Consider the following 23,791-nt stretch of genomic DNA (forward strand, 5'->3'; position numbering starts at 1 on the left):
AAAGGAACTAAGGGTATGGTATCACGAAAAATTGAGAAAATGACGAGTAGAAACGGCCTGCTCGTTTTGCAGGTCGAGCACGAAGGGAAAATGGTGCCGATACATAGCAAATACGATCCAATCAAAGAGGCAGAGCGGGTGCTCGATGCATATAAAGATGAAATTCAGCAATACGAACATGTTCTGTTTTATGGTGTCGGGATTGGCTATCATGTCAAAATGTTTTTCGAACGTTATCCCACTAAGCTCGCTTCTACATACGAACCGATTCGTGAAGTAAGCAGTGCGGCAGACCGAGATATTCAGTTTCCTGTGAATTATGTAGAACATGCATTTGTAGAAGAAACGCCTGCCCATATGGAACAGCATTTAGCAGTATTTTCTCGTTTTCTGCACCATAAAGTGCTGCTCATTGTCCTTCCTGTTTATGAAAAAATAGCAGGTGAGCAATTGAAAGCATTTTCCTTGCGATTCAAGCAGGTTATGCAGGAAAAAAGATCAAACACATATGTGGAAATGAACTTTGCAAAGCGTTGGACATTGAATGCGTTAATGAACTTAAAGCAGGTTTTTGAAACACCGAATATGCTGCTTGAAGAGAATAATCCATTCGAAGGGAAGCCTGTTGTTTTAGCTTCAGCTGGGCCATCATTAAATGAAGAAATGGATAATCTGCGCTATATAAAAGAAAAGGGACTTGCGTATATTTTTGCAGTTGGTTCTGCGAATAAAGCGCTGATTGCACAGGGGATTTATCCAGATGCCGTCCTTACCTACGATCCGCAGTCTCATAATCATACTGTTTTTCAACAAATCATTGAACAAAACATTGAAACCATTCCGATGATTTTTGGATCAACAGTTGGATTTGAAACTGTTCAAATGTACAAAGGTCCGAAATTTAATTTTTTAACCTCGCAGGATACTGTTACACCGTATTTTCTTGAAAAGTCAATGGTGAAACTGAATGATTCAACTTCAATAGCAATTGTGACCTTGCAGCTGCTTCATGAGCTGAGAGCAGGAAAAGTCATTCTCGCCGGTCAAAACTTTGCCTTTAAAAATGACCTTTATTACTCAAAGGAAATTGCTCGCTACGATAAAGAAAAGAAAGAAATTGTGGGAGCCGATTTGCAAGCAAAGGATGTAATCAAATCACATGAGGTAGAAGGTACGTTAGGTGGAAATGTTAAAACGAATAACCCCTTTGACCGGATGCGTCATGAAATGGAGAAGTACATCGAACAATATAGTACATTGCAAGTCATTAATACAACAAAAGGCGGGGCGACTATTAAAGGAGCAGCTTATAAGCCGCTTGATGTACTAATAAAGGATGAATTAACAGAACGAGTTGTGGATCCGGACTGGCATCACTATGGACAAACAGACCCCTCACTAATTGCTGTTCAAAAGCTTGAAAAACTTCAACGTGATACACGCTCATTTCTTGAGCAATATGAAGCAATCATGGCACACTTTCAAAAGAAGAGTGCATCTTCTTTTGATGGGATGAATGCGAACCAGATCCAGAAGTGGATTGAACAGTTTGATGAACTATTTAAAAAGTTCACTAAGAATGTAATGTACAGCATTGTTCTGCGGCCAATCACGCGTGTATTTTTTGAGCAATTACAGGTTGAAACAAAAAGTATTCGTGTGATGGATTTGACAACAGAAAAAGTGAAACGTGTCATACAAGCTTATTCCCAGTATTTAGCTATTTGTCAAAATGTATATAAAGAAATAGCACCTGTTATTTTGTCTAGTGTAATACCTAATCTACTCCAAAATGACGAATGGAAAGAATGCGTCAGCACCAGCGGTATCTTTCACTATGAAAAAGATTGGACAAAAAAACCGTTCACACGCCAGGAAACAGCGGAATCACTGCCTGAAATTTATACAATTGGTGTCGAAACGAAACAAACAGGCGCGACTGTTAAATTTACATTCACCGGTACCAAACTAAGAGTACTAGGCACTAATCATTCAGAAAATCCGCTTAAACTAAAATTGACGATCGATGGCAAAGAAACAACCGCCACAGTCAGACAGACAATCAATCCCGAACAATTCGGCTCATTCCAGCGTCAGCAGCTTATTGAAATGACAGGACTGTCCAAAAAAACGCACGATGCAACAATTGAAATGTTCTCAGAAAACCCGCACTTCATCTTCCAGGGCATCGAAATCGGCGAGGAAGAACGGGCTTTTCACATTCATGAAGTCACAGATATAGATGAACTCGCAATCGGCAAGCGCATCCGTTGCCACTATAAAGGTACCTATAATACAGTTGGCGAATTCACCGGTCTGGGCGAAGAAACAGGCAAGCACTTGGTGGAAGCTAGTCCAAATCCAGATGGGGATTTTTATTTAATCATGGTGGATGATGTAGATGGTGAGAAGAGGTTAATTGCGGATCGGGTTGTGCAGAATTATATTAGCTGGAAAGAAGTAATATTTTCGCTGCGCAGCAAAAATAAATTAAATGATCATTTTAATATTGGATTACCAACAGGCAACCAACAATTTTATGAAAAAACTGACTGTGAAAGATTAATTGTTTTAGATGAGAAAAATAAAAAATACAATAAAAATAATATTATTTGGAATTATGATGGGAATTCTTCAACATGGTTAAGTGAAATAATATGGTGTGATATCAAAGAAAGAGTAAATTTCGTCGGTTTTAGAGGAGGTAATTCTGGAACTAAAGAAAAAGAATTTAATACAATTTACATTCGAAGTGAAGATACCGTAGGATCACATGTAGGTTTTCGTCCGTTATTAAGGCTGCCTGGGGAGGGAATATTATTAAAGTAGGGATCTATGGCGCAAGCAGTTCAGGTTATTATGCGAGCCAAATGTTGAGCTTTCAAGGATACTCAGTCCTTTTTTATATTGATAGAAATGAAATAATAACAGATCAAAGAATTTTAGATAAGGTGCCAGTCTATAAAGATATTTCTAAAGTTCCACAAAATATTTTAAAAGAAATTGATATGTTAATGGTGGCTCTTGGCAATAAAACTGCTGCTAACGAAGTTAAAGCGATTCTTTCAAAATTTACAAATGTTACTGTGAAAACTATACATGAGCAACCATACGAATCAATTTATCTAAATATGAGTCAGAAAAAACTAAGTTATTTAGAAGAATGCGGTTTCTATAGAAGCAGAGTTGAACATGCCTCTGTGGATAAAGATGGATCACCATTACCGTGGATAGCATATCCTTGTATCGAGTTTTTGTCGACTCGAATCACAAAGGATTTAAATGTCTTTGAATATGGATCTGGCAGCAGTACATTGTGGTGGTCGGAGAAAGTGAATAAAGTGTTTTCGGTAGAACACGATAAAGAGTGGTTTGAGAAAACAAGAAAACAACTCATCAATCCTAACGTTGATTTAGTTTATAAAAAATTAGCATACAATGGTCAATACTCAAAAGAAGTTTTAAAACATAGAGATTTAGATATTGTGGTTATAGATGGTCGTGATAGAGTAAATTGTGCTATTAATAGTGCTCATTCTTTAAGTAAACGTGGAGTCATCATTTGGGATAATACAGATAGAATTTCTTATGAAGAAGGGTATAAGTTTTTGCAGGATAAAGGTTATAAAAGGATAGATTTTATTGGTATGATGCCAATGTTTGACTTTAAATCACAAACTAGTATTTTTTATAAAGATAAAAATTGGTTAAATTTGTGAAAATAGAGATAAAATGCGATAGCTATTCAAACTTAATCTCTTTTTAAAAAATGTTTTTATGTACAGACAATATGATCATGAACATTGTTAATACAGTAAAGCTTTTAAATGTTAATATACTGTCTTTTTTGCTAATGATTTGGACAAAATCAGGGGTTAAACTCAAGATGTTTTAGACCTATAACATCTCATCTTCTTAAAATGATAGATACGGCAGGTTGTTTGATTGTGATTTGCAATAGCTTTCTTCAGAAAAGGGAGATTATTTCAGAAAATAAAGGTGGAGAACTCAACCATTCATCTTTATTTATAGAAGGCAAGAAATAAACTTTTATTAATTTAAACTGGGAGATATTTAAATGAAAACACCTGTAGTATTTATTATTTTCAATCGTCCCGATACAACAAAAATAGTATTTGAAAAAATAAGAGATTATAAACCAGAAGAACTCTTTGTAATTGCTGATGGACCGAGAACAGACCGGTTAAACGAAACTGAATTATGTAAGCAGGCAAGAGATGTAATAAATGTAGATTGGGACTGTAATGTTACTTTTTTTTATTCAGAAATGAATCTGGGATGCCAGAAAAGAATTTCATCCGGTCTTGACCTGGTTTTTAATAAAGTGGAGCGTGCTATTATTTTAGAGGATGATTGTGTGCCGCACTTAGACTTTTTTGCGTATTGTGAAGAGTTACTTGAATGGTACGCTGACGATACCCGTATAATGGCTGTTTCAGGGGATAATTTCCAGAATGCTGATTTCAATATTCCACACAGTTATTATTTTTCTTTATATAACCATGTATGGGGATGGGCAACATGGAGAAGAGCGTGGAAGCATTTTGATGTGGACATGAATCTTTGGCCAGCAATAAAAAAAGAGGGATTATTAAAAGATATTCTGGATAATAAATTTGAAGAATATTACTGGGAGAATATTTTTGAAAAAACATATCAAAAACAAGTCGACTCATGGGCGTATGCTTGGACGTTTGCTTGTTGGATTCAGAATGGGTTAACTATTTTGCCGAAGCGTAACTTGGTTTCTAATATTGGATTTGGAGAAAATGCAACACATACAAAAGGCAGTGATCAGTTAACAGGGAATTTGCCAGTTTACGCTATTGAGAAGCCATTTTTACATCCGAATTTTATTATTAGAAACAAGAACTCTGACAGTTATACATCAGAAAATATCTTTGGAATGAAACAACAAAAAGAATCGTTATCTTCGATAGGTCTCAAGAAAATTCCTCTTTATGAAAGAATCTTAAAAGGGGAAAAATCTATTTTTAATTCTCTTATTAGTGCTGGACAAGAAAAGTTAGCGCTATATGGAGCTGGCAGAATGGGGCGCTTTATATTAAAGCATGCTGCAGATTTTAATATAAAAATTCAATATTTAATCGATAGCAATCCTAATTTGCACGATCAATTAATTAGTGGAGCAAAAGTTATTTCTTTAAACGAAGTAAGAAATAACGATATTGAAACGATTGTTGTAACGATAGAAGGGGATCATGATAAGGAGATTATAAAAAAATTATATAAGGATCACCCAGAAGTAAATATAATTTCATGGAAAGAATTAATTTAATTATAAGCAATGAACCAGTTTTAAAAATGAGCATTTTATTTCTTTGGAAGAATTATGAGGAGCAACTAAATTAGTGGAAGAAAAGTAATCAAAAAGATTAAAAAGGAAATAGAGGTGGTTGTCATTAAAAAAGTTATCTTTGGCACAGGACGTTTTGCAGAAGCTGTACTTCAGCAGATTGGGTCTTCGGCTATTTACGCCTTTTTGGATAATGATGAACAGAAACATGGAGAATTGTTCCATAACGTTAAAGTTTATACTCCCCAACAGTTTACTGATCAAAGCGATCTTGAAAAGTATCCTATATTCATTGCGTCTTCATATTATGAGGATATTTCAAAGCAGCTTGTTTCAATGGGCTTAATAGAAGGCGTGCATTTTTTTGATGGTGCAGCTTTGTTATCCTCGGAACAATTACGAGGTGTCTTAGGCATTAGTCCGGATATTGAAGACGAGTTTATTGAGTTATACGTAAAAGTCAAAAATTACTCCATGACATCTATAGAGCGGCTGTACTCTTTATATCAGGCTGTAAAGTACGTAGTTGCAAATGATATTAGAGGTGATTTTGTTGAATGCGGTGTTTGGCGTGGTGGAAGTGCCATGATAATTGCTGAAACACTTCGAGTACTTGGTGTCCAGGATCGTCATATCTATTTATACGATACCTTTGAAGGGATGTCGCAACCGTCTGATATTGATATTGATTTTAGCGGAAAAACGGCGGAAGAGGAGTGGTCTCAGTCACAAACAGATTCGGTAAATTTATGGTGTTATGCATCCTTAGAGGATGTACAGCAAAATCTGCAAAGCACAGGTTATCCTATAGGAAATATACATTTTGTAAAAGGAAAAGTGGAAGAGACATTGCTTAGAACAATGCCTGAGCAGATTTCTTTGCTTCGTCTTGATACGGATTGGTATGAATCAACGTATCATGAACTTGAGAATCTGTACCCGCTTTTGTCAGTAAATGGGGTCCTGATTATTGACGATTACGGTTTTTGGCAAGGTGCTCGTAAAGCAGTAAATGATTATTTTCTACAACACCAAGTGAAAATATTATTGAATAAAATTGATTTTTCGGGTCGCCTAGGTATCAAAAACTAATCGGATAAACAAGATTTAAAGTCAAGACAATAGAAGGTGACGTTATGCAAAGTAGCTGTGTATTATGTGGGTCAAAGAAGATAATAATCAGGAAAGTTTATTCGTCAGCAGAAATTATCGATAAATTTGATGGATTATCTAAAGAGTTAAAAACGAAAAGTTTTTTTAGTGAGGAATCATTTTTTCTAAAACAGTGTGCTGATTGCAGTATACAATTTTTTGAGGGTTGTCGTCCGGGAGACAGTAGCCTTTACGAAACTTTGCAGCAATTTGATTGGTATTACCAAGAAGATAAACCTGAATTTGACTATGTCTTACAGAAGATTATTGAGTTTAAGCCCAACAGTATTTTAGAAGTAGGTGCTGGGCAAGGAGCGTTTTTGAATAAGGTTAAAGACGCATTTTCTGTAAAAGCGAGTGAGTATAATACAGAAGCGGTAAGAGAACTCCGGAATAAGGGAATCGAATTAGATTCCGAAAATGATCGATATGATCTAATCGTTTCTTTTCAGGTACTTGAACATGTTGAAGCACCAAGAGAATTTATCAGGCAACAAATCGATAAATTATATCCAGAGGGACACATTATTTTTATGGTTCCAAACAATGATTCGGATTATAGTAAACATCTTGAAGACAATAATATTCTTGACTTTCCGCCTCACCATACATCGAGATGGAATAAGAATGCTTTGCTGAACATAGGTCAATTATTTGACCTCGAATTGGTTGACTACTACGAAGAAAAAATGCGCCTCATACATTATGAACAAGTGATTGAACACTTGAGAAAACAATTGCCACTATATGGGCTTTTTGATGATAAAGAAAGAATTTTAGTTCAAAAAGAAATGTTAAAAGTGATGAATAGAACAATACTGCCTTATGAATATATAAAGTCTAACATGACGGGACATACTCACGGTGTCGTTTTCAAGAAGAAAGGATAATATTTTGAAGATACTCCATATAAATACAAACGATCTTCGCGGCGGTGCAGCTAAAGTGATGATGCGGCTTGTCGAACAGCAAATTGATCTTGGTCATGACTGTCGGGTGCTAGTGGGGAATAAAGAATCAGATAATTTGGTTGTTGCTCCTTTTGATACCAAAAGAAATAAACATACTATGAAACGAAGTGTGGAAGAAGGCTATGTAGATTATGATACCCTTGGCGCATTTTTCTTGTCTGAAAATCCTCTTGTGCAGGAAGCAGATGTAATTCATCTTCATAATGCCCATGGAAATTATCTTCATCCTTATGCTCTCTCGGCTTTATCACATATAAAGCCGATTGTTTGGTCGCTTCATGATATGCAATCAATTACTGGTCACTGTTCGTATTCGTATGATTGTGAAAAGTGGCGTTTCGGATGTGGTGATTGTCCCGATTTAAATGAGTATCCCTCAATTCAAGTTGATCGTACGGCGTTGAACTGGATCGAAAAACAAGATGTATACGAACATTCTCATTTTTATATTGTTCCTGTAGCAGAGTGGATAGGCAACATGGCATCTGCAGGGCTGTTGAAAGATCTGCCTTTCGAGGTCATCTTGAATGGTGTGGACATTGATATATATCGCCCGATGGATAAGCAGTCTATGCGCCGGAAGTATGGGATTCCAACAGACCGGGTTATTATCGGGGCAGTAGCGAATGGTGGCACATTTGGCCAGGAGCGAAAAGGCGGCAGTTATGTTCAGGCGGTGGTGGATCGTTTAGTTAAATCGGGCTATAATGTGTTGCTTGTAAACGTGGGCGGCGAGAAGAAAGGTTTTGATGGAGACCATTTGTATCATGTCGGCTACCTTTCGACGGAGGAAGAGATGGCTGAGGTGTATAATACGTTTGATCTTTATTTGTTTCCTTCGATTGCTGATACGTGTCCGCTTGTCATCTCGGAAGCAATGGCATGTGGCGTGCCAATTGTGACGTTTGCGACGGGTGGAATTCCAGAGCTTGTACAGCATGGCAAGAACGGTTTTGTAGCTCCTTATAAAGATGTTGAGGAATTGTATAAGTATTCGGAACAACTTGTTAAGGATAGAGAGCTTCGTCATACTTTTGCGACCGAGGCACGTGACTATTGTGTAAAATATTTTGATCATCGGCTTGTGACGGAAAAATATTTGAAGGTATATGAAAAAGCGATTCGTCATTTTGAAGCAAAAAAAGAGGAAGTTCTTGTGTTTGATCTGAACTTTGTGCCGGATGTGGTGAAACAACGGCCGGAATTTTTACATGCTGAGCATATGAAAAAAGATGGTGTGAAGAAAAGTTCAATTAAGCGGAATTTTGCTGTCTTGCATAGTGGCTATGAAGATATTGACGATGTGGATGCTGTTTTTTTATATAGACAGGGATTTGAATACAGTGATGATTTTATAGAAACGATGTTGTATAAAGGAATCAATACAGATGTATTGACGAGCAAAACTGTGCTGAAAAGAAAAAACGGAAAGGCATTTTTTAAGCCAATCTCAGCGATTGAAACAGATGGACTGAATACGGCATTTGGAAGCAATTTCTATTCATCTGCTTTTTTCAAAGAGAATAAAAAGTCTATTCTTAGTGGAGATGTTATCCGGTGTTCATCTGAACAATACTCAACAGAGTCAGTGGGTGTGTTAATTGATGATTACTTGCGTCTGAAATTTAGTGGCTCTGTCTATGTATATGGAGCTGGTACTCATACAATAGAGCTTTTGGAGGAAAGTGTATATCTACGCGAAAGAGCAATCAAAATCATTGACCAAAACCCCTCTTTGATTGGAACAAAGCTATTAGAGCATTATGAAATTGTTTCTTTGGAGGATATACATTCTGCTGTTCCTATTTTAATTTCATCAGCGAGCTTTGAAGAAGAAATTTATGAACAGCTTTGCCAAACTGTTTTAAACCCGCTTATTAAAATTTATAACTAAGGTAGGAAAAATTGTATGAAGACAGCATTAATCACAGGCATTACTGGTCAGGATGGCGCCTATTTAGCTGAGTTTCTTTTCGAAAAAGGTTATAAGGTTCACGGCCTTATCCGCCGCTCGTCAATTGAGAAGCTTGACCGGATTGAGCATCTTGTACATGACGAGCGGTTGACACTTCACTATGGAGATATGACGGATTCGTCAAATGTTATCCGGCTTTTATCAGAGCTGCATCCGGATGAGGTTTATAATCTGGCGGCGCAAAGTCATGTACATGTATCGTTTGAGACGCCGGAGTATACGGCGAATGCGGATGGGATCGGGACGCTTCGTTTACTGGAGGCTGTTCGGATTCTGGGTTTAGAGGAAAAGACTCGCTTATATCAGGCATCGACAAGTGAACTGTACGGGAAGGTGCAGGAGACACCGCAAAGTGAGACGACGCCGTTTTATCCGCGCAGTCCGTATGCAGCGGCGAAGTTGTATGCTTTCTGGATTACAGTGAATTACCGAGAGGCATACAATCTGTATGCTTGCAATGGGATTTTATTTAATCATGAATCGCCATTGCGCGGAGAGACTTTTGTAACGAGAAAGATTACAATGGCTGCGGCCCGAATTAAGCTTGGTTTGCAGGATTGCTTGTATCTAGGGAATCTCGATTCAAAGCGCGACTGGGGCTTTGCCGGCGATTATGTGGAAGCAATGTGGCTCATGCTTCAGCAGGATCAGCCGGAAGACTTTGTGATTGCGACGGGTGAGACGCGGACGGTTCGTGAGTTCGTGGAGCGCGCATTTCTGGAGACTGGAATAGAGATTTTATGGCAGGGGAATGGTGCGGAGGAGAAGGGTGTCGACCAGGCAACAGGCAAGACAGTCGTCTCGGTTGATCCCCAGTTTTTCCGCCCCACAGAAGTGGACCTGCTTCTTGGCAATCCGGCGAAAGCGAAAGAAAAGCTAGGGTGGCAGCCGAAGACAAGCTTTGATGAGCTTGTGAAGATGATGATGAAGTCGGATTTGAAGAACGCGAAAAAATAAATAATTTTATAGAAAGGAACTGAATGTAAAAAACTATATTCAGTTCCTTTCTTTTGGACCGATAATAAAAAAGAGATTACAGCAAAGGTGCGGAAAAATGGAAAAACAGTCGAAAATATATGTAGCTGGTCATCGCGGTCTTGCAGGTTCTGCGATTGTTAGGATGCTAGAGTCACTGGGCTATGAGAATATTGTGAAGCGGGCAAGCAGCGAGCTGGATCTTCGTAAGCAATCGGATGTTGAGACATTTTTTGAAGAAGAAAAGCTGGAGTATGTCTTTTTAGCTGCGGCAAAAGTCGGCGGGATTATGGCAAATGCAACATATCCAGGACAATTTTTATATGAAAATATGATGATTCAATCGAATGTTATAGAAGCTTCGCGGCAGTATGGAGTGAAAAAGCTGCTATTTTTAGGCAGTACGTGCATCTACCCGAAATTGGCCCCGCAGCCGTTGAAAGAAGAGTATTTGTTGACGGGAGAACTGGAGCCTACAAATGAACCTTATGCCCTTGCGAAAATTGCCGGCATTAAAATGTGCAATGCGTACAATAAAGAATACGGTACAAATTTTATTAGCGTGATGCCGACAAATTTATACGGTCCGAATGATAATTTTGATTTGGAAACGTCACATGTGCTGCCTGCGCTTATGCGGAAAATTCATGAAGCGAAGGTAAACGAACGACCAACAGTCACTGTTTGGGGATCGGGGAATCCACTGAGGGAATTTTTGCATGTGAATGATTTAGCGGCTGCATGTGTGTTTTTGATGGAGCGGTATGAAGCTGAGCATATTGGTGAGTTCGTCAATATCGGAACTGGAGAAGAAATTTCGATCCGGGGACTCGCCGAATTGCTTTGTGACGTGATTGGCTTTGAAGGAAACCTTGTATTTGACGCATCGAAGCCAGATGGGACACCAAGGAAAGTGACAGATGTAACAAGATTAAAAGAGCTTGGATGGCAGGCTAATGAGCCGTTAAATGTAGGAATAGTACAAACGTATCAATGGTATGTAGAAAATGTGGTGAAACAATGAACAAACAGCCAAAAATCAGCATTATAACCGCCTGCTTTAACAGTGAAGAAACAATTGAACAGACGATCCAGAGTGTGATTAATCAAACATATGACAATGTTGAATATATTTTGATCGATGGTGCTTCGAGTGATGGAACGATGGAGATTGTGAATAAATATCGGGATCGCATTGCTGTTTTGGTATCAGAAAAGGATGGCGGCGTATATGATGCTTTTAATAAAGGAATTGAATATGCAAGCGGTGAATATATTTTATTTTTAAACTCTGACGATTATTTTTTCGCTGAATCGGTCATTGAACAGTTAGCGGATTTTCTGAAAGATAAAAATTATCCTGCAGGTGTGTATGGAGACATTTATATAAAAAATGAGCTGTCTGGCTTTATAAGTCGTTATGGTGAGTTATTCAACTTAGAAAAAATAAAGAATGGATCAATGCCTCCGCACCCGGGAACACTGCTTTCTAAAAAAGTGATTCTTGAATTTGGGGGCTTCGATTTAACATATCGAATCGCAGCGGATTTTGATCTTCTTACGAAAATATATTTGAAATATGAAAACATGCTATTCCATATTCCAATACTTGTGACCGTTTTTCGATTGGGTGGTCTTTCAAGTCATATAGAGACATCGCCCATTGTAAAACAAGAAACAAAAAGTATTATCAATCATTATTTTCCAGACAACGACTCTGTTTTTGATGTGAGTGTATCTCGCACAAATGAAGACTATTTAAAGGCATGGCTTGAAAAAGTTATTTTTAGTAATAAGTCCATTAGTGAACCTTTAAAACAGCGCCAAATAAAGAACGTTATGATTTTTGGCAGTGGAGAGATGGCTCTCTTAATTGCACATGATTTGAAGAAAAATGGCATAAAAGTATGTGGTTTTCTTGATAACAATCGTGAAAGACAAGGTATTGTAATGAATGGCGTGAAGGTATTCCCCCCAGAAGGGTTGATCGAGAAGGGACAATTATTAGATGCTGTTATTTATGGTTTTCAAGGATATCATGAAGACGCTGCTGAACAACAGTTAGATTCTTTTGCATTAAAGAAAAGCATCATACGCTTAAGCTGGAGAAATCTAATTAGCGAGATAGACTAAGAGAGACATATATGAGTTATGATGTGATCGTCGATAAAGTAAAATCTAACGTGGCTCTTGAAAGGAAAGTGCAGATGAAAATTGCATTAATAGTAAGACGTTTAGATGTAGGCGGCATTGAAAATCTAATTTTAAGAATATCGGAATGTCTTAAAGCGAACCATGACGTTTGTATTATCAGCACAGAAGGAACGGGATTCTGGGATATAAAAGCCGAAGTTATTGGTATAAAGGTGAAAAAGTATTGTATTTGGGATTACAGCGACCCTTTAACTTTTATTAATAGAATAGCGGGCCACATAAATGAAGAGTCGTTTGATGCGGTTTATTTTAATGACACTATGATTGGAAATGCTCTATCAACGTTGCTGCATTCCAATATCAAGAAGATTTCAGTTCTCCATGCTTTGGATTCGGCATCGACGGCAGTAGCCTTTTCTAATAATGAGCACATAAATGGTTTTATTGCAGTGAGTCCCCGAATAAAAAAAATTATGAATGAGCACAAATTAAATAATACTTTTCTCATACCAAATGGCGTTAGCGATGATTATTTTGATAAAAGTAGCAGTAGAGACAAAGCTGATCAGAATAAACTTAAACTGCTATATTGCGGTCGTCTTTCTCATAAGGATAAAGGTGTATTGTTTATACCAGAGCTCCTGGATATATTTTCTTTACATTTTAACCAGCATTTCGAGCTTACAATAATAGGTGATGGTCCTGATCGCAATCAGTTGGAAAAATTGCTGAAGGAAAGGCATCTTACTAACTTTGTTTCTATAATGGGAAATATGTCAAAAGAAAACGTCATATATGAAATGAAGAAAGCACAATTTTTGATATTTCCCTCTCTGTCAGAAGGGTTTGGTTTATCCATACTTGAGGCGCAGAGCACGGGGTGCATACCTGTAGCCTTTAAAATCGAGGGTGTTACAGATTATCTTATTAATGACAATATTAACGGTCTATTATGTGAATATGGGAATGTAAAAGACATGTTTGAAAAAATAAATAGTGTATACGCGGATAAGATTAAAATGAATGCAATAAGCAAGGCAGCAATTCTAAACTCGCAAAATTTTAAAATTGAGAAAACAGCCAATGAATGGATAAAAATTATTGATAAAATGCCGCTAAATCAAGTGGAATCTAAGGAGAATAATATTAATAGTATTATTAACGTACTAAGTATTGCGGCTGATCAGCAAACAATGTCAGCTAAAAAAAAATGGTTGGAAAACTATTATAATCGCTTGGATGGTAATTTAACATTATTAAAGGAAAACGGGATTAAAAATGTTGTCATTTTCGGAACAATGTACATGTCTCATTTTATCTATGCAAATCTTTTGAAAGAAAAGTTTAAAATTGTCAGCTTTATTGATAATTTTAAAATTCAGCCATCCTCAATAAATCAAATTCCCATATATAACGAGCATTGGCTGGAAGAAAATAAAGATTTGTATGATGCTGTTATTGTTTCGGTAGAATCTCTCTCAAGAAAAGACATAAAAGAAAATTTTGAAAAAAAAATTCCGGAAAAACACATTTTTGATTGGGTGGAACTTCTATAATTAATAAAATTAATTATTGGGGGATAGTAAATGCATGCGTCTGTCTTAATTAATAACTACAACTATGGAAGGTTTCTTGATGATTGTATTGAATCAGTACTGCAACAAACATATCCTAATATAGAGATTGTTGTATATGATGACGGTTCAACCGATGAATCTTTGACAGTACTCAACAAATACAAGGATCAAATAACGATTATTTCAAAACCGAATTATGGAAAGACACCAAATATTAATCAAATGAATGCGGTTTATCAAGCATTTTTAAAATCCAGTGGAGATATTATATTTTTACTTGATAGTGATGATATTTTTCATCACGAGAAAATAGAAAAAGCTATCAAGATATTTGAAGGAGACCCAAATGTTGACACACTGCAGCATCCGTTAATAGAAATGAATGGTGTAGGACAGCTGGCAGATAGAATTATTCCCGTTTTTAAAAAAGTTGACGATTATAAAGAATATATATTTTCATCACAGAATCTTTTTCATCTCTTTGTACCAACGAGTGGGCTGGTTTTTAAAAGAGAGATATTAGGTGAACTGCTCCCGTTAGAAGAGGATGATTTATCTACCATGTATGTTGACACACGACTTATGCTGTTAAGCGTGTTAAAAGGCTGTATTCAAACAATAGAAGAGCCGCTTTCCTATTATCGGATTCATGGCTCTAATAACTCTAGTAAAATAGGGGATGTAAAGGTACATCAACAGTATACAGAAGAGCTTTATAAATATTTTAATAAGGTGTCCACTGAAAACGGTGGAGGACAAATTGTATTTAATAACTTTCGTTTTCTAGAAAGTACGTTTTTTTATCCCCTTATCAATATAATAAAAATTAATGCGTTTTTTGGAAGTGAAGAGACAGAACATGAACGATGGATATGGGGGGCAGGCGAAGCAGGACAAACTGTTCTTCACTCTTTAAAGCACGAAAAGCATCTATTTAAAGGTTTTATTGACATGGATCCGCAAAAACAACAGGCAATTGTAATGGATAAGAAAGTGAATCATCCTGAAGACATACTGCTGTTAAAAAATACAAAAATACTTGTATCCCCTTATCATGCCTATAAAGAGATTTCAGGATATTTGAGGTCAATTGGATTAGTTGAAGGATTGAATTTTATTTCTCCATATCGAGATTAATGGAAGAGGTTATATATGTGAGTACTATTTCAGTTGTCATGCCCGCATTTAATGCTGAAGAGTATATAACGAAAGCAATCAAAAGTATTTTAAAACAGACTGTTCCCGTACAAGAAATCATTGTTGTTGATGATGGCAGTGTCGATCAAACATCCCATATAGTAGAGGGTTTAAAAGAGCAATATCCAATGATAAAGTTAGTTAAACAAGAAAATAAAGGTGTTTCCAATGCGCGTAATCTAGGAATGAAGATCGCAGCAGGAGATTGGATATTATTTTTAGATGCTGATGATGAGTGTAGATCGAATCTGATTGAAACGTATAGATCAAAGCTTGCAACTAGCTCAAAGGATTATGATATTGCAATGGTCTATACGGCCTTTCAGCAGGTAGATGAGCAGTCAACAGAAATTTCAAAACCTTTGCGTGGAAAACGGTTAGCAGGAGAAGAAGGATTCTGCGATATTTTAATGCGTAATCCGATCGTTTCTCCTTCGGGTGTTCTTGTGAAAAAAATAGCCTTAATGGAAACTGGCAGTTTTAATATTTCTTTAAAATACGATGAAGATGTAGATCTATGGATTCGGTTATTAGAGCATTTTACTATTGAATATATTGATGAGCCGTTATCGCTTATTCGCCGTCATTTGAATAATACAACTTCAAGCATGAGTGTTTCACATAATGCCGAGAAACTTATATTAGATAAATATGGAATTGATTATATAAAAGAAAAGCTTTTTAAACGGAATTTCTCTTTTGAAAAAAATAGTTTGGATTATGCGTTGTTTTTGCTGCGTTATGAAAAATTAGAAGAATGTCAACGTCTTTTAACCAGTTTAAATATTAAAAAAGAATCTGCCTCTTATATTACATTCTGTTTTTTACGTTCTGTTTGTTTCATTCATAAGCAAAACTTTGAACTGGCAATTGAACAGTACAAGATTATTTTTTCTTTAAATAAAGAGCACGGAGCCTCTTTAAATAATGCAGGGATACTTTCAATGGTAAACGGTGATGCATTTCACGCAATTCAATATTTTAACCAGTCGTTGTTTTGTTTTCCAGGTTATTTAGATGCAAAGCATAATCTTCAACTTGCGGAGCTGGGTGAAGTAAAGGTAGATCCTTATCGATTTACTCTTAGAGAATTACGGCCGGTATTGCTGACGTATAGCAAAGATTAAAAGATGGAGGTGAAGTTTTGTGAAATTAATATTATTATCCGGCGGTTCAGGAACACGCCTTTGGCCATTATCGAATGATTCACGTGCGAAGCAGTTTTTGAAAGTGCTGAAGCATGAAGAAACAGGTGAATTTGAATCGATGGTACAGCGTGTTTTCCGACAGCTATCAACAGTTGTGGCACCTGAGGATATGATTGTTGCAACAAATATAGCACAGATAGATATGATTCAAAATCAATTGGGTGTTATTCCGATTGTGATGGAGCCGGAACGACGTGATACGTTTCCAGCCATTGCGCTTTCTAGCGTATATTTGCATTCAGAACTGGGAATGGCTCCAGATGAAATTGTTAGCGTGGTATCAGTTGATACGTTTGTGGATACAGCATTTTATGAAAAGGTAAGAGAACTTGGGACGCTTGTGAAGGAAACACAATCAGAAATGGGACTGCTGGGTGTGAAACCCACGTACCCGTCCTCTAAATATGGTTATTTAATTCCAGAACAATATAGGGATCATTTGCAAGTAAGGCGTTTTGTAGAAAAGCCAACTGAAATAGCGGCAGAAAAACTCATTGAAGATGGGGGATACTGGAATAGTGGTGTTTTCACTTTCCGGTTGTCGCTGATACTTGATATTCTTACGGAAAGAGGATTCTCTGTTCACTATGATACTCTGCTATCACAATTTTCGAGTTTGCCCAAAAAAAGTTTTGACTATGAAGTTGTAGAGCATTTATCGGAAATTGTAGCTCTAACATATGATGGCTATTGGAAGGATCTTGGAACGTGGAATACAATAACTGAAGAGATGTCTAGTGTTATTATCGGCAATGGTGCATTAAGTGAAGATAGTCTAAATACACACATTATTAATGAACTTGATCTGCCTGTTAAGGTGCTCGGTATTTCCAATGCTGTTGTTTCCGTCAGTGCAGATGGTATATTAGTAACCGATAAGCCTGCTAGTTCTCGTATGAAGGATATGTTGCTTGATGGTTTGTTTTCAAGACCAATGTATGAAGAACGAAGATGGGGATGGTATCGGGTACTTGACCATACAAAAAAAGAAAACCGAGAAATACTTACGAAGCGATTATGCATAACAGCAGGGAAAAACTTAAGCTATCAATATCATTATTACCGGGAAGAGACATGGACAATTATTGCTGGTAGTGCGATTTTTGTGCAGGATGGTGTAAAACGTACTGTAAAATCAGGAGATGTCTTAACTATACCTATGGGTTCTAAGCATGCTATTTACGCTGAAACTGATACTGAATTTATCGAAGTCCAAATAGGTTCTCCGCTGGTAGAAGACGATATTGTCCGTATAACAAAAGATTGGACAGAAACAATAGATTTGTGTCTTTAAAATAAAGAAAGAGTTAGGGGTCGAAAGTAATGAATACACAAAAATTAAAATCTGTATTTGCAGAAGCCTTAGATATAGAGGAATCTTTTATAACAGATGAATTAACATATAATTCGATTGCCGAATGGGATTCAGTAGCTCACATGGCGCTCGTCGCAGAAATTGATGATCAGTTTGACATTATGCTTGATACTGATGACGTACTTGATCTGAGTTCATTTTCAAAAGCAAAAGAGATTTTAACGAAGTATGATATTGCATTTGATTAGGGAGATATCTGTATGCTTGTAGGAAATCGCGTTATTCTTGTGACTGGTGCGGCAAGAGGAATTGGACAGGCAACAGCAGTATTTTTGGCTGCCTCAGGGGCTCAAGTTATTATTCATGGTCGATCAGAAGAAAGTATGGATGAAACAGTGAGGCTAATTCAATCAGCTGAAGGTTTAGAGCCTTTACGTGTCGCGTATGACGTCCGTGACGAAGCTGGTATGAAACTGGCATTTAAGCAAATAAAAAAGATTTTCGGACGATTAGATGGTCTAGTGAACAATGCGGGTATTATGACTGAAGGTCTTATGGGGATGGTAAAAACAACTCATATTCAAGAAATGCTTGATGTAAATGTTACTTCGGTTATTTTACATATGCAGCTCTCCTCACGATTAATGCTGAAAAATAAGCAAGGATCTATTGTTAACGTAAGTTCAATTATTGGCACCCGTGGCAGCGAAGGTTCTGCGGCTTATGCAGCCAGTAAAGCTGCAGTGATTGGAGCTACTTTGTCTGCATCTAAAGAATGGGCAGGTAAAGGTGTGCGAGTTAATGCTGTGGCTCCAGGGTTTATTGAAACAGACTTAACTGCCCATTATATGGAAAATAAAAAAGAAAAGCTTTTGGAAACAATCAAAATGAATCGTTTTGGACATGTAGAAGAAGTAGCAAGTGTTATCTCATTTCTTCTATCGGATATGTCCTCTTATATAACTGGTCAGGTCATAGGAGTTGATGGGGGCATGGTGATCTAACCATGCTCTTTTGACTAAATAGTTTCGAAAGGGGTGAGGGCTATGAGGTTCTGGAACTTCACTGGTCGAGCAGGACAGGCAGTAGTAATGCCTGATCAATCCTATACATACATGGATTTGGAAGAGGCGGTAGAACAGAGAAAATGGAAGTTCAATGAAAATAATAAACAGCTTGTTCTGATTCTTTGTAAAAATAACTATGATGTGCTTGTAACATATCTTGCTGCATTACAATCAAGCCAGGCAGTCATGCTTTTAAGCGTAGAAATGGACAGAAAACTTTTAAAAGGTATTATCGACACTTATAAACCTAAATGGATTTATGGATCAATAAACATGGGGGAGTATGAAAGTGCAGGGGAAGCGCTTTGGATAAGAAGTGTTCCTGTATCTGCAAACATTCATCCTGATTTGGCAGTATTACTCAGTACTTCTGGAACAACAGGAAGCAGAAAGTTTGTTCGTTTATCATATGACAATATTCAATCTAATGCCGAATCAATTGTGGAGTATTTGCATCTTGATGCCGTTGAACGCGGTGTTCTGAATTTACCAATTTCGTATTCGTACGGTTTGTCGATTATAAATAGTCATTTGGCTGCAGGTGCGACTGTATTATTGACGGATGAAAGTATAATGGCAAAATCCTTTTGGCCTTTCTTCCAGGAACAGAAAGCGACGTCATTTGCAGGTGTACCATTTACCTATCAAATGCTGCAGCGAATTGGATTTTTTAAAATGAATCTTCCCCATTTACGTTCATATACGCAGGCAGGCGGCCGGTTGGATGAGCGATTGGTGAAAATGTTTGGTGAATATGCGGCAGATCATGATAAGCGGTTTTATGTCATGTATGGACAGACTGAAGCATCACCGCGTATGTCCTATATTCCTCCGGATCGACTGCTCGAGAAGACAGGTTCGATTGGTGTTCCAATTCCAGGCGGTTCGTTTGAAATTGATCGGGAAACAGAGGAGCTCATTTATAAAGGGTCGAATGTGATGATGGGGTACGCAGAATGCCTGGAAGATTTGAGAAAAGGCGATGAACTTCATGGGGTTCTTCATACGGGTGATACAGCAATGGTTGATGAAGATGGTTTTTACACAATTACTGGGCGTATTAAGCGGTTTGTGAAATTGTTTGGCCTGCGTGTGAATTTGGATGAGGTAGAAAAAAGATTGGAGTCGGAGCTTCAGGCGGCAGTCGCATGTACTGGAACCGACGACTGGCTGATTGTCGCGGTAGAATCAGAAGAGGCAAAAAGAGTTGTGCAATCATGTTTGGATTCGGTGTATAAATTGCATAAATCCGCTTTTCGGATTCATGTTATGGAATCTATTCCACGCACGTCGAATGGAAAAACAGATTATGCAGCGATAAAGGATGGTTTTAAATGATCTATCCATATGAATTGAAAAAAAAGGAAAAAGAAATATATCTGCTTGAGAAGTTAAATGATTTGACAGTGCATCATGTGAAAAACAGTAATGCATACAAGGCAATGATTGAAAAAAGCAGAGGATTTATGCTCGCTAAATCTCTTGGAGAGGTTCCTTATTTGCCTGTACAGCTATTTAAATTAATGGACCTTATGTCCGTTTCACAGGCGCAGGTTGTTAAAGTACTTACATCAAGCGGAACGACAGGCCAGCAAGTGTCGAAAATTTATCTGGATAAAGAAACGGCAGTCAGCCAGGCGAAAGCATTGGTGGATGTGATGAGGCCGGTGCTTGGCGGAAAGCGGCTTCCGATGATTATTTTAGACACAAAGTCAGTGTTGAAAGACCGTCGTTCCTTTAGTGCACGCGGAGCGGGAATACTCGGCTTTTCCACATTTGGCCGGAAGCACTTTTATGCATTGAATGATGATATGACAATGGATTGGTCTGGTTTAGAGGATTTTTTGGAGAAGCATAAAGGCTCTAAAATTATGCTGTTTGGCTTCACATTTATGATCTGGAAGTATGTTTATCAGGAATCGGTGAGGCGATGTATAAAGGTTGATATGGGCGACAGTGTACTTATTCACGGCGGTGGCTGGAAAAAGCTTCAGGAAGAGGCTGTTGATGCCAATACATTTAAAAAGAAGCTGTTTGAGCAGATGGGTATTCGTCATATCCATAATTATTATGGCATGGTTGAACAGGTCGGTTCCATTTTTATAGAATGTGCACAAGGGCATTTGCATACGCCAAAATATGCAGATGTGATCATTCGTGATCCGATCACGTTTGATCCGATTCCATATGGCAGTCAAGGATTGATTCAAGTCATGAGTGTGCTGCCAAAAAGCTATCCGGGCCACAGCTTGTTGACAGAAGATCTCGGCACTATTTTAGGAGAAGATGATTGTCTGTGCGGCTGGAAAGGAAAATACTTTGAAGTAGCGGGACGGATTCCAAAAGCGGAATTGCGTGGGTGCAGTGATACGTTTGCCCTTGGACAGAGAGGAGGGAATGGCTAATGCGTCTTTTTTGGCCTGAATCTAATGATTGGAAAACAATCTTGAACAATATGCAAAAAAAAGAATTGCTGACACCATTTCATCCGGATGTACTGTTATTTGTGCAGGGACTGTCAAAGAGATTTTTGCGGCTTCGTCATTATCCAGAGCTTATGGCGCTCGGTTATTGGCTGCGCAAAGCCCATATACATGAAATGAAGGAATCATGGCATGAACGGACAAATGGGCAGTTTATTCGTGCGAGAGGGACAATCTTTCATCTGGCTCCGTCAAATGTTGATACAATCTTTGTTTATTCTTGGATGCTGTCGCTTTTAGCAGGGAACCGGAATGTGCTCCGCTTATCAAGTAAAGAGCAGCCGCAGACAAATGAATTGTTGTCGGTCATGATGGAGATACTTCAGGATCCGGAGCATGCCGCTGTGGCGGAACGGACGATGTTGCTTACGTATGGACATGATGATCACGTAACTGCTTATTTATCGGAAAGATGCCATACGCGTGTTGTGTGGGGAGGGGACGAGACGGTTAAAGCAATTCGGAAAATCCCGCTGGCACCAATGGCGAACGAACTTGTTTTTCCGGATCGTTTTTCACTTGCGGTGTTGAATGCGGAAGTAGTGATGAATGCTAATCAAGAAGAGAAACAGCAGCTTCTTCAACAGTTTTATAATGATTCTTTCTGGTTTGACCAGATGGCATGCTCATCACCAAGATTGATTATATGGACAGGAACAGACGAAGCAGTTGAATCTTCACAGAGAGAATTTTGGCCTTCATTTGAAAGGATCGTGCATGAAAAAGAATATGAGCTGATGGCGGCGGTACAGGTACAGAAACTTGCAACAGGTTTATGGTTGGCTGCAGAGCCTGAATCGAAACAGGTTCAGAGGGGCATTTCGTATTCTCGAATTTTCTTTGATCACATTCCTGCAAAAGTGAGGGAACGTCATTGCGGCGGCGGGCTGTTTTTCGAATGCAAAGTTTCTGATCTGCGGGGTGTCAGTTCGACGATTGTTGATAAAGATCAGACACTTGCCTATTTTGGTTATTCAAAAGAAGAATTAATCAAATTTGCCTCAGCTGTATCTGCCAGAGGAATTGATCGTATTGTTCCAATTGGACAGGCATTGAATTTTGATGGTGTATGGGATGGGCAAAACTTTCTGCAATCTTTTACGAGAGAGGTTGTGATTATATGATGAAATGGATACACGTTCAAGAAGAACATTTACAGCTTGTACTGGATTGGCGTACAAGCGATTTTGTCACAAAATATATGTATACCGATATTGAATATGATTTCGGCAATCAAAAAATATGGCTGGAATCAATCAGAAAAGACGAAAATGGCCATTATTGGTTGATGTCTTACCGCGATGCACTTATCGGTTTTATTTCGATCACATCAATTGATTGGAAACATAAACGGGCGTACTGGAATTTTTATATTGGCGATCCTAAATTCTCGATGTTAGCAGGCTTTCTCGGTGCTTATATGTACAACTATGCTTTCAATGAATTAGGATTTGAAAAGTTAATGGGAGAAGTAATGGCAGAGAATGAAGCTGTCCGCAAGCTGCATGTAAAACAGGGAGCACGTGAAATCGGTTTTTTTGAAAAGCATATTTTAAAAAAGGACCGCTGGCATGATATTTATGTTTACGAAATGACGAAAGAACGATGGGAAGAAACAGGATCGAAGTTTAAAAAGTATATTGCGGATGTGGTGGCATGAAAACAATCGTAATTATTCAAGCACGTATGGGCTCATCCCGTTTGCCAGGTAAAGTGTTAAAGCCGCTTGGAGATAAAGATGTATTATCTTACGTAACGAAACGTTGTAAACAAATAAAGAATGTCCATGATGTTATTGTGGCAACATCTGTATTACCGCAGGATGATGAGATCGTAGCATGGTGCAAAGAACATAATATTTCATATTTTCGTGGATCTGAGGATGACGTGCTGGATCGCTATGTTCAATGTGCGAAAGAATATAAGCCAGATTATGTGATGAGAGTGACATCAGATTGTCCATTTGTTGATTATGAAATGGCAGATGAAATTGTAATGCTGATGGAACGTGAACAGGTGGATATTGTTGATTTGGTTGGTGAGCTGCCGCGCGGTTTGGCTGTTGAATTAATTTCATTCAAGTCGTTATTGTCAATTCACGAGCGAGGAAAAGAAGTGCGTCATCGAGAGCATGTAACGTATTATGCGTATGAATTCCGGGACGAGTTTACACGGGTTGAATATGAAACGCCAAAGAGTCATCATCATAGCTCGTTACGGATAACGCTAGATACAGAAGAGGACTATGAATTGTGCAAGACGGTCGCCAAGCATTTTCAAAATGAGCTTGTATCAAGCTCAGAAGTGATCCAGTATTTATTAAAAAATCCAGAAATCGCAGTACTAAACAAGCATATTGAACAGAAACCGGTGATTTAA

At 37.9% G+C, this 23,791-nt stretch carries 20 protein-coding genes; all 20 read left to right on the forward strand.

Features of this window, described 5'->3' with window-relative positions; translation table 11 throughout:
- Positions 1 to 15: 15 nt before the first annotated feature.
- On the forward strand, positions 16 to 2,829 hold the full coding sequence (locus KP78_RS06525; protein ID WP_052474649.1) for a motility associated factor glycosyltransferase family protein: 2,814 nt from the start codon (positions 16 to 18) through the stop codon (positions 2,827 to 2,829).
- A gap of 41 nt (positions 2,830 to 2,870) precedes the next feature.
- On the forward strand, positions 2,871 to 3,719 hold the full coding sequence (locus KP78_RS06530) for a hypothetical protein (protein ID WP_052474650.1): 849 nt from the start codon (positions 2,871 to 2,873) through the stop codon (positions 3,717 to 3,719).
- Positions 3,720 to 4,078: 359 nt separating this feature from the next.
- Positions 4,079 to 5,320 (forward strand): hypothetical protein, encoded by a 1,242-nt coding sequence (locus tag KP78_RS06535; protein ID WP_200889210.1) that lies wholly within the window; start codon positions 4,079 to 4,081, stop codon positions 5,318 to 5,320.
- A 114-nt stretch (positions 5,321 to 5,434) separates the two neighbouring features.
- On the forward strand, positions 5,435 to 6,430 hold the full coding sequence (locus KP78_RS06540; RefSeq protein ID WP_052474651.1) for a TylF/MycF/NovP-related O-methyltransferase: 996 nt from the start codon (positions 5,435 to 5,437) through the stop codon (positions 6,428 to 6,430).
- A gap of 44 nt (positions 6,431 to 6,474) precedes the next feature.
- Positions 6,475 to 7,380, forward strand: coding sequence for a class I SAM-dependent methyltransferase (locus KP78_RS06545; protein ID WP_041087214.1), 906 nt, complete (start codon positions 6,475 to 6,477; stop codon positions 7,378 to 7,380).
- A gap of 4 nt (positions 7,381 to 7,384) precedes the next feature.
- A complete protein-coding gene (locus KP78_RS06550) occupies positions 7,385 to 9,355 on the forward strand; it encodes a glycosyltransferase (RefSeq protein ID WP_131272603.1) in 1,971 nt (656 codons plus the stop codon).
- 15 nt (positions 9,356 to 9,370) lie between these two features.
- Positions 9,371 to 10,393 (forward strand): GDP-mannose 4,6-dehydratase, encoded by a 1,023-nt coding sequence (gmd, locus tag KP78_RS06555; protein ID WP_041087218.1) that lies wholly within the window; start codon positions 9,371 to 9,373, stop codon positions 10,391 to 10,393.
- 97 nt (positions 10,394 to 10,490) lie between these two features.
- On the forward strand, positions 10,491 to 11,435 hold the full coding sequence (locus tag KP78_RS06560; RefSeq protein ID WP_041087220.1) for a GDP-L-fucose synthase family protein: 945 nt from the start codon (positions 10,491 to 10,493) through the stop codon (positions 11,433 to 11,435).
- Positions 11,432 to 12,544 (forward strand): glycosyltransferase, encoded by a 1,113-nt coding sequence (locus tag KP78_RS18540; protein ID WP_052474652.1) that lies wholly within the window; start codon positions 11,432 to 11,434, stop codon positions 12,542 to 12,544. Before KP78_RS06560 ends, KP78_RS18540 begins: the two co-directional genes overlap by 4 nt.
- Before the next feature lie 11 nt (positions 12,545 to 12,555).
- On the forward strand, positions 12,556 to 14,121 hold the full coding sequence (locus tag KP78_RS06570; RefSeq protein WP_041087222.1) for a glycosyltransferase family 4 protein: 1,566 nt from the start codon (positions 12,556 to 12,558) through the stop codon (positions 14,119 to 14,121).
- A 30-nt stretch (positions 14,122 to 14,151) separates the two neighbouring features.
- A complete protein-coding gene (locus KP78_RS06575) occupies positions 14,152 to 15,279 on the forward strand; it encodes a glycosyltransferase (RefSeq protein ID WP_041087223.1) in 1,128 nt (375 codons plus the stop codon).
- A gap of 17 nt (positions 15,280 to 15,296) precedes the next feature.
- Positions 15,297 to 16,466: a glycosyltransferase family 2 protein gene (locus KP78_RS06580; RefSeq protein WP_041087225.1), complete on the forward strand. Its 1,170-nt coding sequence runs from the start codon at positions 15,297 to 15,299 to the stop codon at positions 16,464 to 16,466.
- Positions 16,467 to 16,485: 19 nt separating this feature from the next.
- Complete coding sequence (locus KP78_RS06585; protein ID WP_041087227.1) at positions 16,486 to 17,841, forward strand: sugar phosphate nucleotidyltransferase; 1,356 nt, start codon at positions 16,486 to 16,488, stop codon at positions 17,839 to 17,841.
- Between the two features lie 29 nt (positions 17,842 to 17,870).
- Complete coding sequence (locus KP78_RS06590; protein ID WP_041087230.1) at positions 17,871 to 18,110, forward strand: acyl carrier protein; 240 nt, start codon at positions 17,871 to 17,873, stop codon at positions 18,108 to 18,110.
- Between the two features lie 12 nt (positions 18,111 to 18,122).
- The gene (locus KP78_RS06595) at positions 18,123 to 18,866 is read left to right on the forward strand and encodes an SDR family NAD(P)-dependent oxidoreductase (protein WP_041087232.1); all 744 of its coding nucleotides are present in this window, start codon (positions 18,123 to 18,125) and stop codon (positions 18,864 to 18,866) included.
- 42 nt (positions 18,867 to 18,908) lie between these two features.
- Entirely contained in the window at positions 18,909 to 20,267 is a 1,359-nt protein-coding gene (locus KP78_RS06600; protein ID WP_041087234.1) for an AMP-binding protein, read from the forward strand.
- Positions 20,264 to 21,334: a LuxE/PaaK family acyltransferase gene (locus KP78_RS06605; RefSeq protein ID WP_041087236.1), complete on the forward strand. Its 1,071-nt coding sequence runs from the start codon at positions 20,264 to 20,266 to the stop codon at positions 21,332 to 21,334. Before KP78_RS06600 ends, KP78_RS06605 begins: the two co-directional genes overlap by 4 nt.
- Positions 21,334 to 22,536, forward strand: coding sequence for an acyl-CoA reductase (locus KP78_RS06610; RefSeq protein WP_041087238.1), 1,203 nt, complete (start codon positions 21,334 to 21,336; stop codon positions 22,534 to 22,536). The genes KP78_RS06605 and KP78_RS06610 overlap by 1 nt, the downstream gene beginning before the upstream one ends.
- The gene (gene pseH / locus KP78_RS06615; RefSeq protein WP_041087240.1) at positions 22,533 to 23,072 is read left to right on the forward strand and encodes a UDP-4-amino-4,6-dideoxy-N-acetyl-beta-L-altrosamine N-acetyltransferase; all 540 of its coding nucleotides are present in this window, start codon (positions 22,533 to 22,535) and stop codon (positions 23,070 to 23,072) included. The genes KP78_RS06610 and pseH overlap by 4 nt, the downstream gene beginning before the upstream one ends.
- Positions 23,069 to 23,791, forward strand: coding sequence for a cytidylyltransferase domain-containing protein (locus tag KP78_RS06620; RefSeq protein ID WP_041087242.1), 723 nt, complete (start codon positions 23,069 to 23,071; stop codon positions 23,789 to 23,791). Before pseH ends, KP78_RS06620 begins: the two co-directional genes overlap by 4 nt.

The organism is Jeotgalibacillus soli, assembly GCF_000829435.1.
Taxonomy (GTDB): Bacteria; Bacillota; Bacilli; order Bacillales; family Jeotgalibacillaceae; genus Jeotgalibacillus; species Jeotgalibacillus soli.

What these genes read in the sequence shown, in the direction of transcription:
- KP78_RS06535 (WP_200889210.1), top strand. Translation starts at nt 4,079, where the DNA reads ATGAAAACACCTGTAGTATTTATTATTTTCAATCGTCCCGATACAACA.
- KP78_RS06600 (WP_041087234.1), top strand. Translation starts at nt 18,909, where the DNA reads ATGAGGTTCTGGAACTTCACTGGTCGAGCAGGACAGGCAGTAGTAATG.
- KP78_RS06560 (WP_041087220.1), top strand. Translation starts at nt 10,491, where the DNA reads ATGGAAAAACAGTCGAAAATATATGTAGCTGGTCATCGCGGTCTTGCA.
- KP78_RS06620 (WP_041087242.1), top strand. Translation starts at nt 23,069, where the DNA reads ATGAAAACAATCGTAATTATTCAAGCACGTATGGGCTCATCCCGTTTG.
- KP78_RS06605 (WP_041087236.1), top strand. Translation starts at nt 20,264, where the DNA reads ATGATCTATCCATATGAATTGAAAAAAAAGGAAAAAGAAATATATCTG.
- KP78_RS06610 (WP_041087238.1), top strand. Translation starts at nt 21,334, where the DNA reads ATGCGTCTTTTTTGGCCTGAATCTAATGATTGGAAAACAATCTTGAAC.
- KP78_RS06530 (WP_052474650.1), top strand. Translation starts at nt 2,871, where the DNA reads ATGTTGAGCTTTCAAGGATACTCAGTCCTTTTTTATATTGATAGAAAT.
- KP78_RS06595 (WP_041087232.1), top strand. Translation starts at nt 18,123, where the DNA reads ATGCTTGTAGGAAATCGCGTTATTCTTGTGACTGGTGCGGCAAGAGGA.
- KP78_RS06525 (WP_052474649.1), top strand. Translation starts at nt 16, where the DNA reads ATGGTATCACGAAAAATTGAGAAAATGACGAGTAGAAACGGCCTGCTC.
- KP78_RS18540 (WP_052474652.1), top strand. Translation starts at nt 11,432, where the DNA reads ATGAACAAACAGCCAAAAATCAGCATTATAACCGCCTGCTTTAACAGT.
- pseH (WP_041087240.1), top strand. Translation starts at nt 22,533, where the DNA reads ATGATGAAATGGATACACGTTCAAGAAGAACATTTACAGCTTGTACTG.
- KP78_RS06570 (WP_041087222.1), top strand. Translation starts at nt 12,556, where the DNA reads ATGAGTTATGATGTGATCGTCGATAAAGTAAAATCTAACGTGGCTCTT.
- KP78_RS06545 (WP_041087214.1), top strand. Translation starts at nt 6,475, where the DNA reads ATGCAAAGTAGCTGTGTATTATGTGGGTCAAAGAAGATAATAATCAGG.
- KP78_RS06590 (WP_041087230.1), top strand. Translation starts at nt 17,871, where the DNA reads ATGAATACACAAAAATTAAAATCTGTATTTGCAGAAGCCTTAGATATA.
- gmd (WP_041087218.1), top strand. Translation starts at nt 9,371, where the DNA reads ATGAAGACAGCATTAATCACAGGCATTACTGGTCAGGATGGCGCCTAT.
- KP78_RS06575 (WP_041087223.1), top strand. Translation starts at nt 14,152, where the DNA reads ATGCATGCGTCTGTCTTAATTAATAACTACAACTATGGAAGGTTTCTT.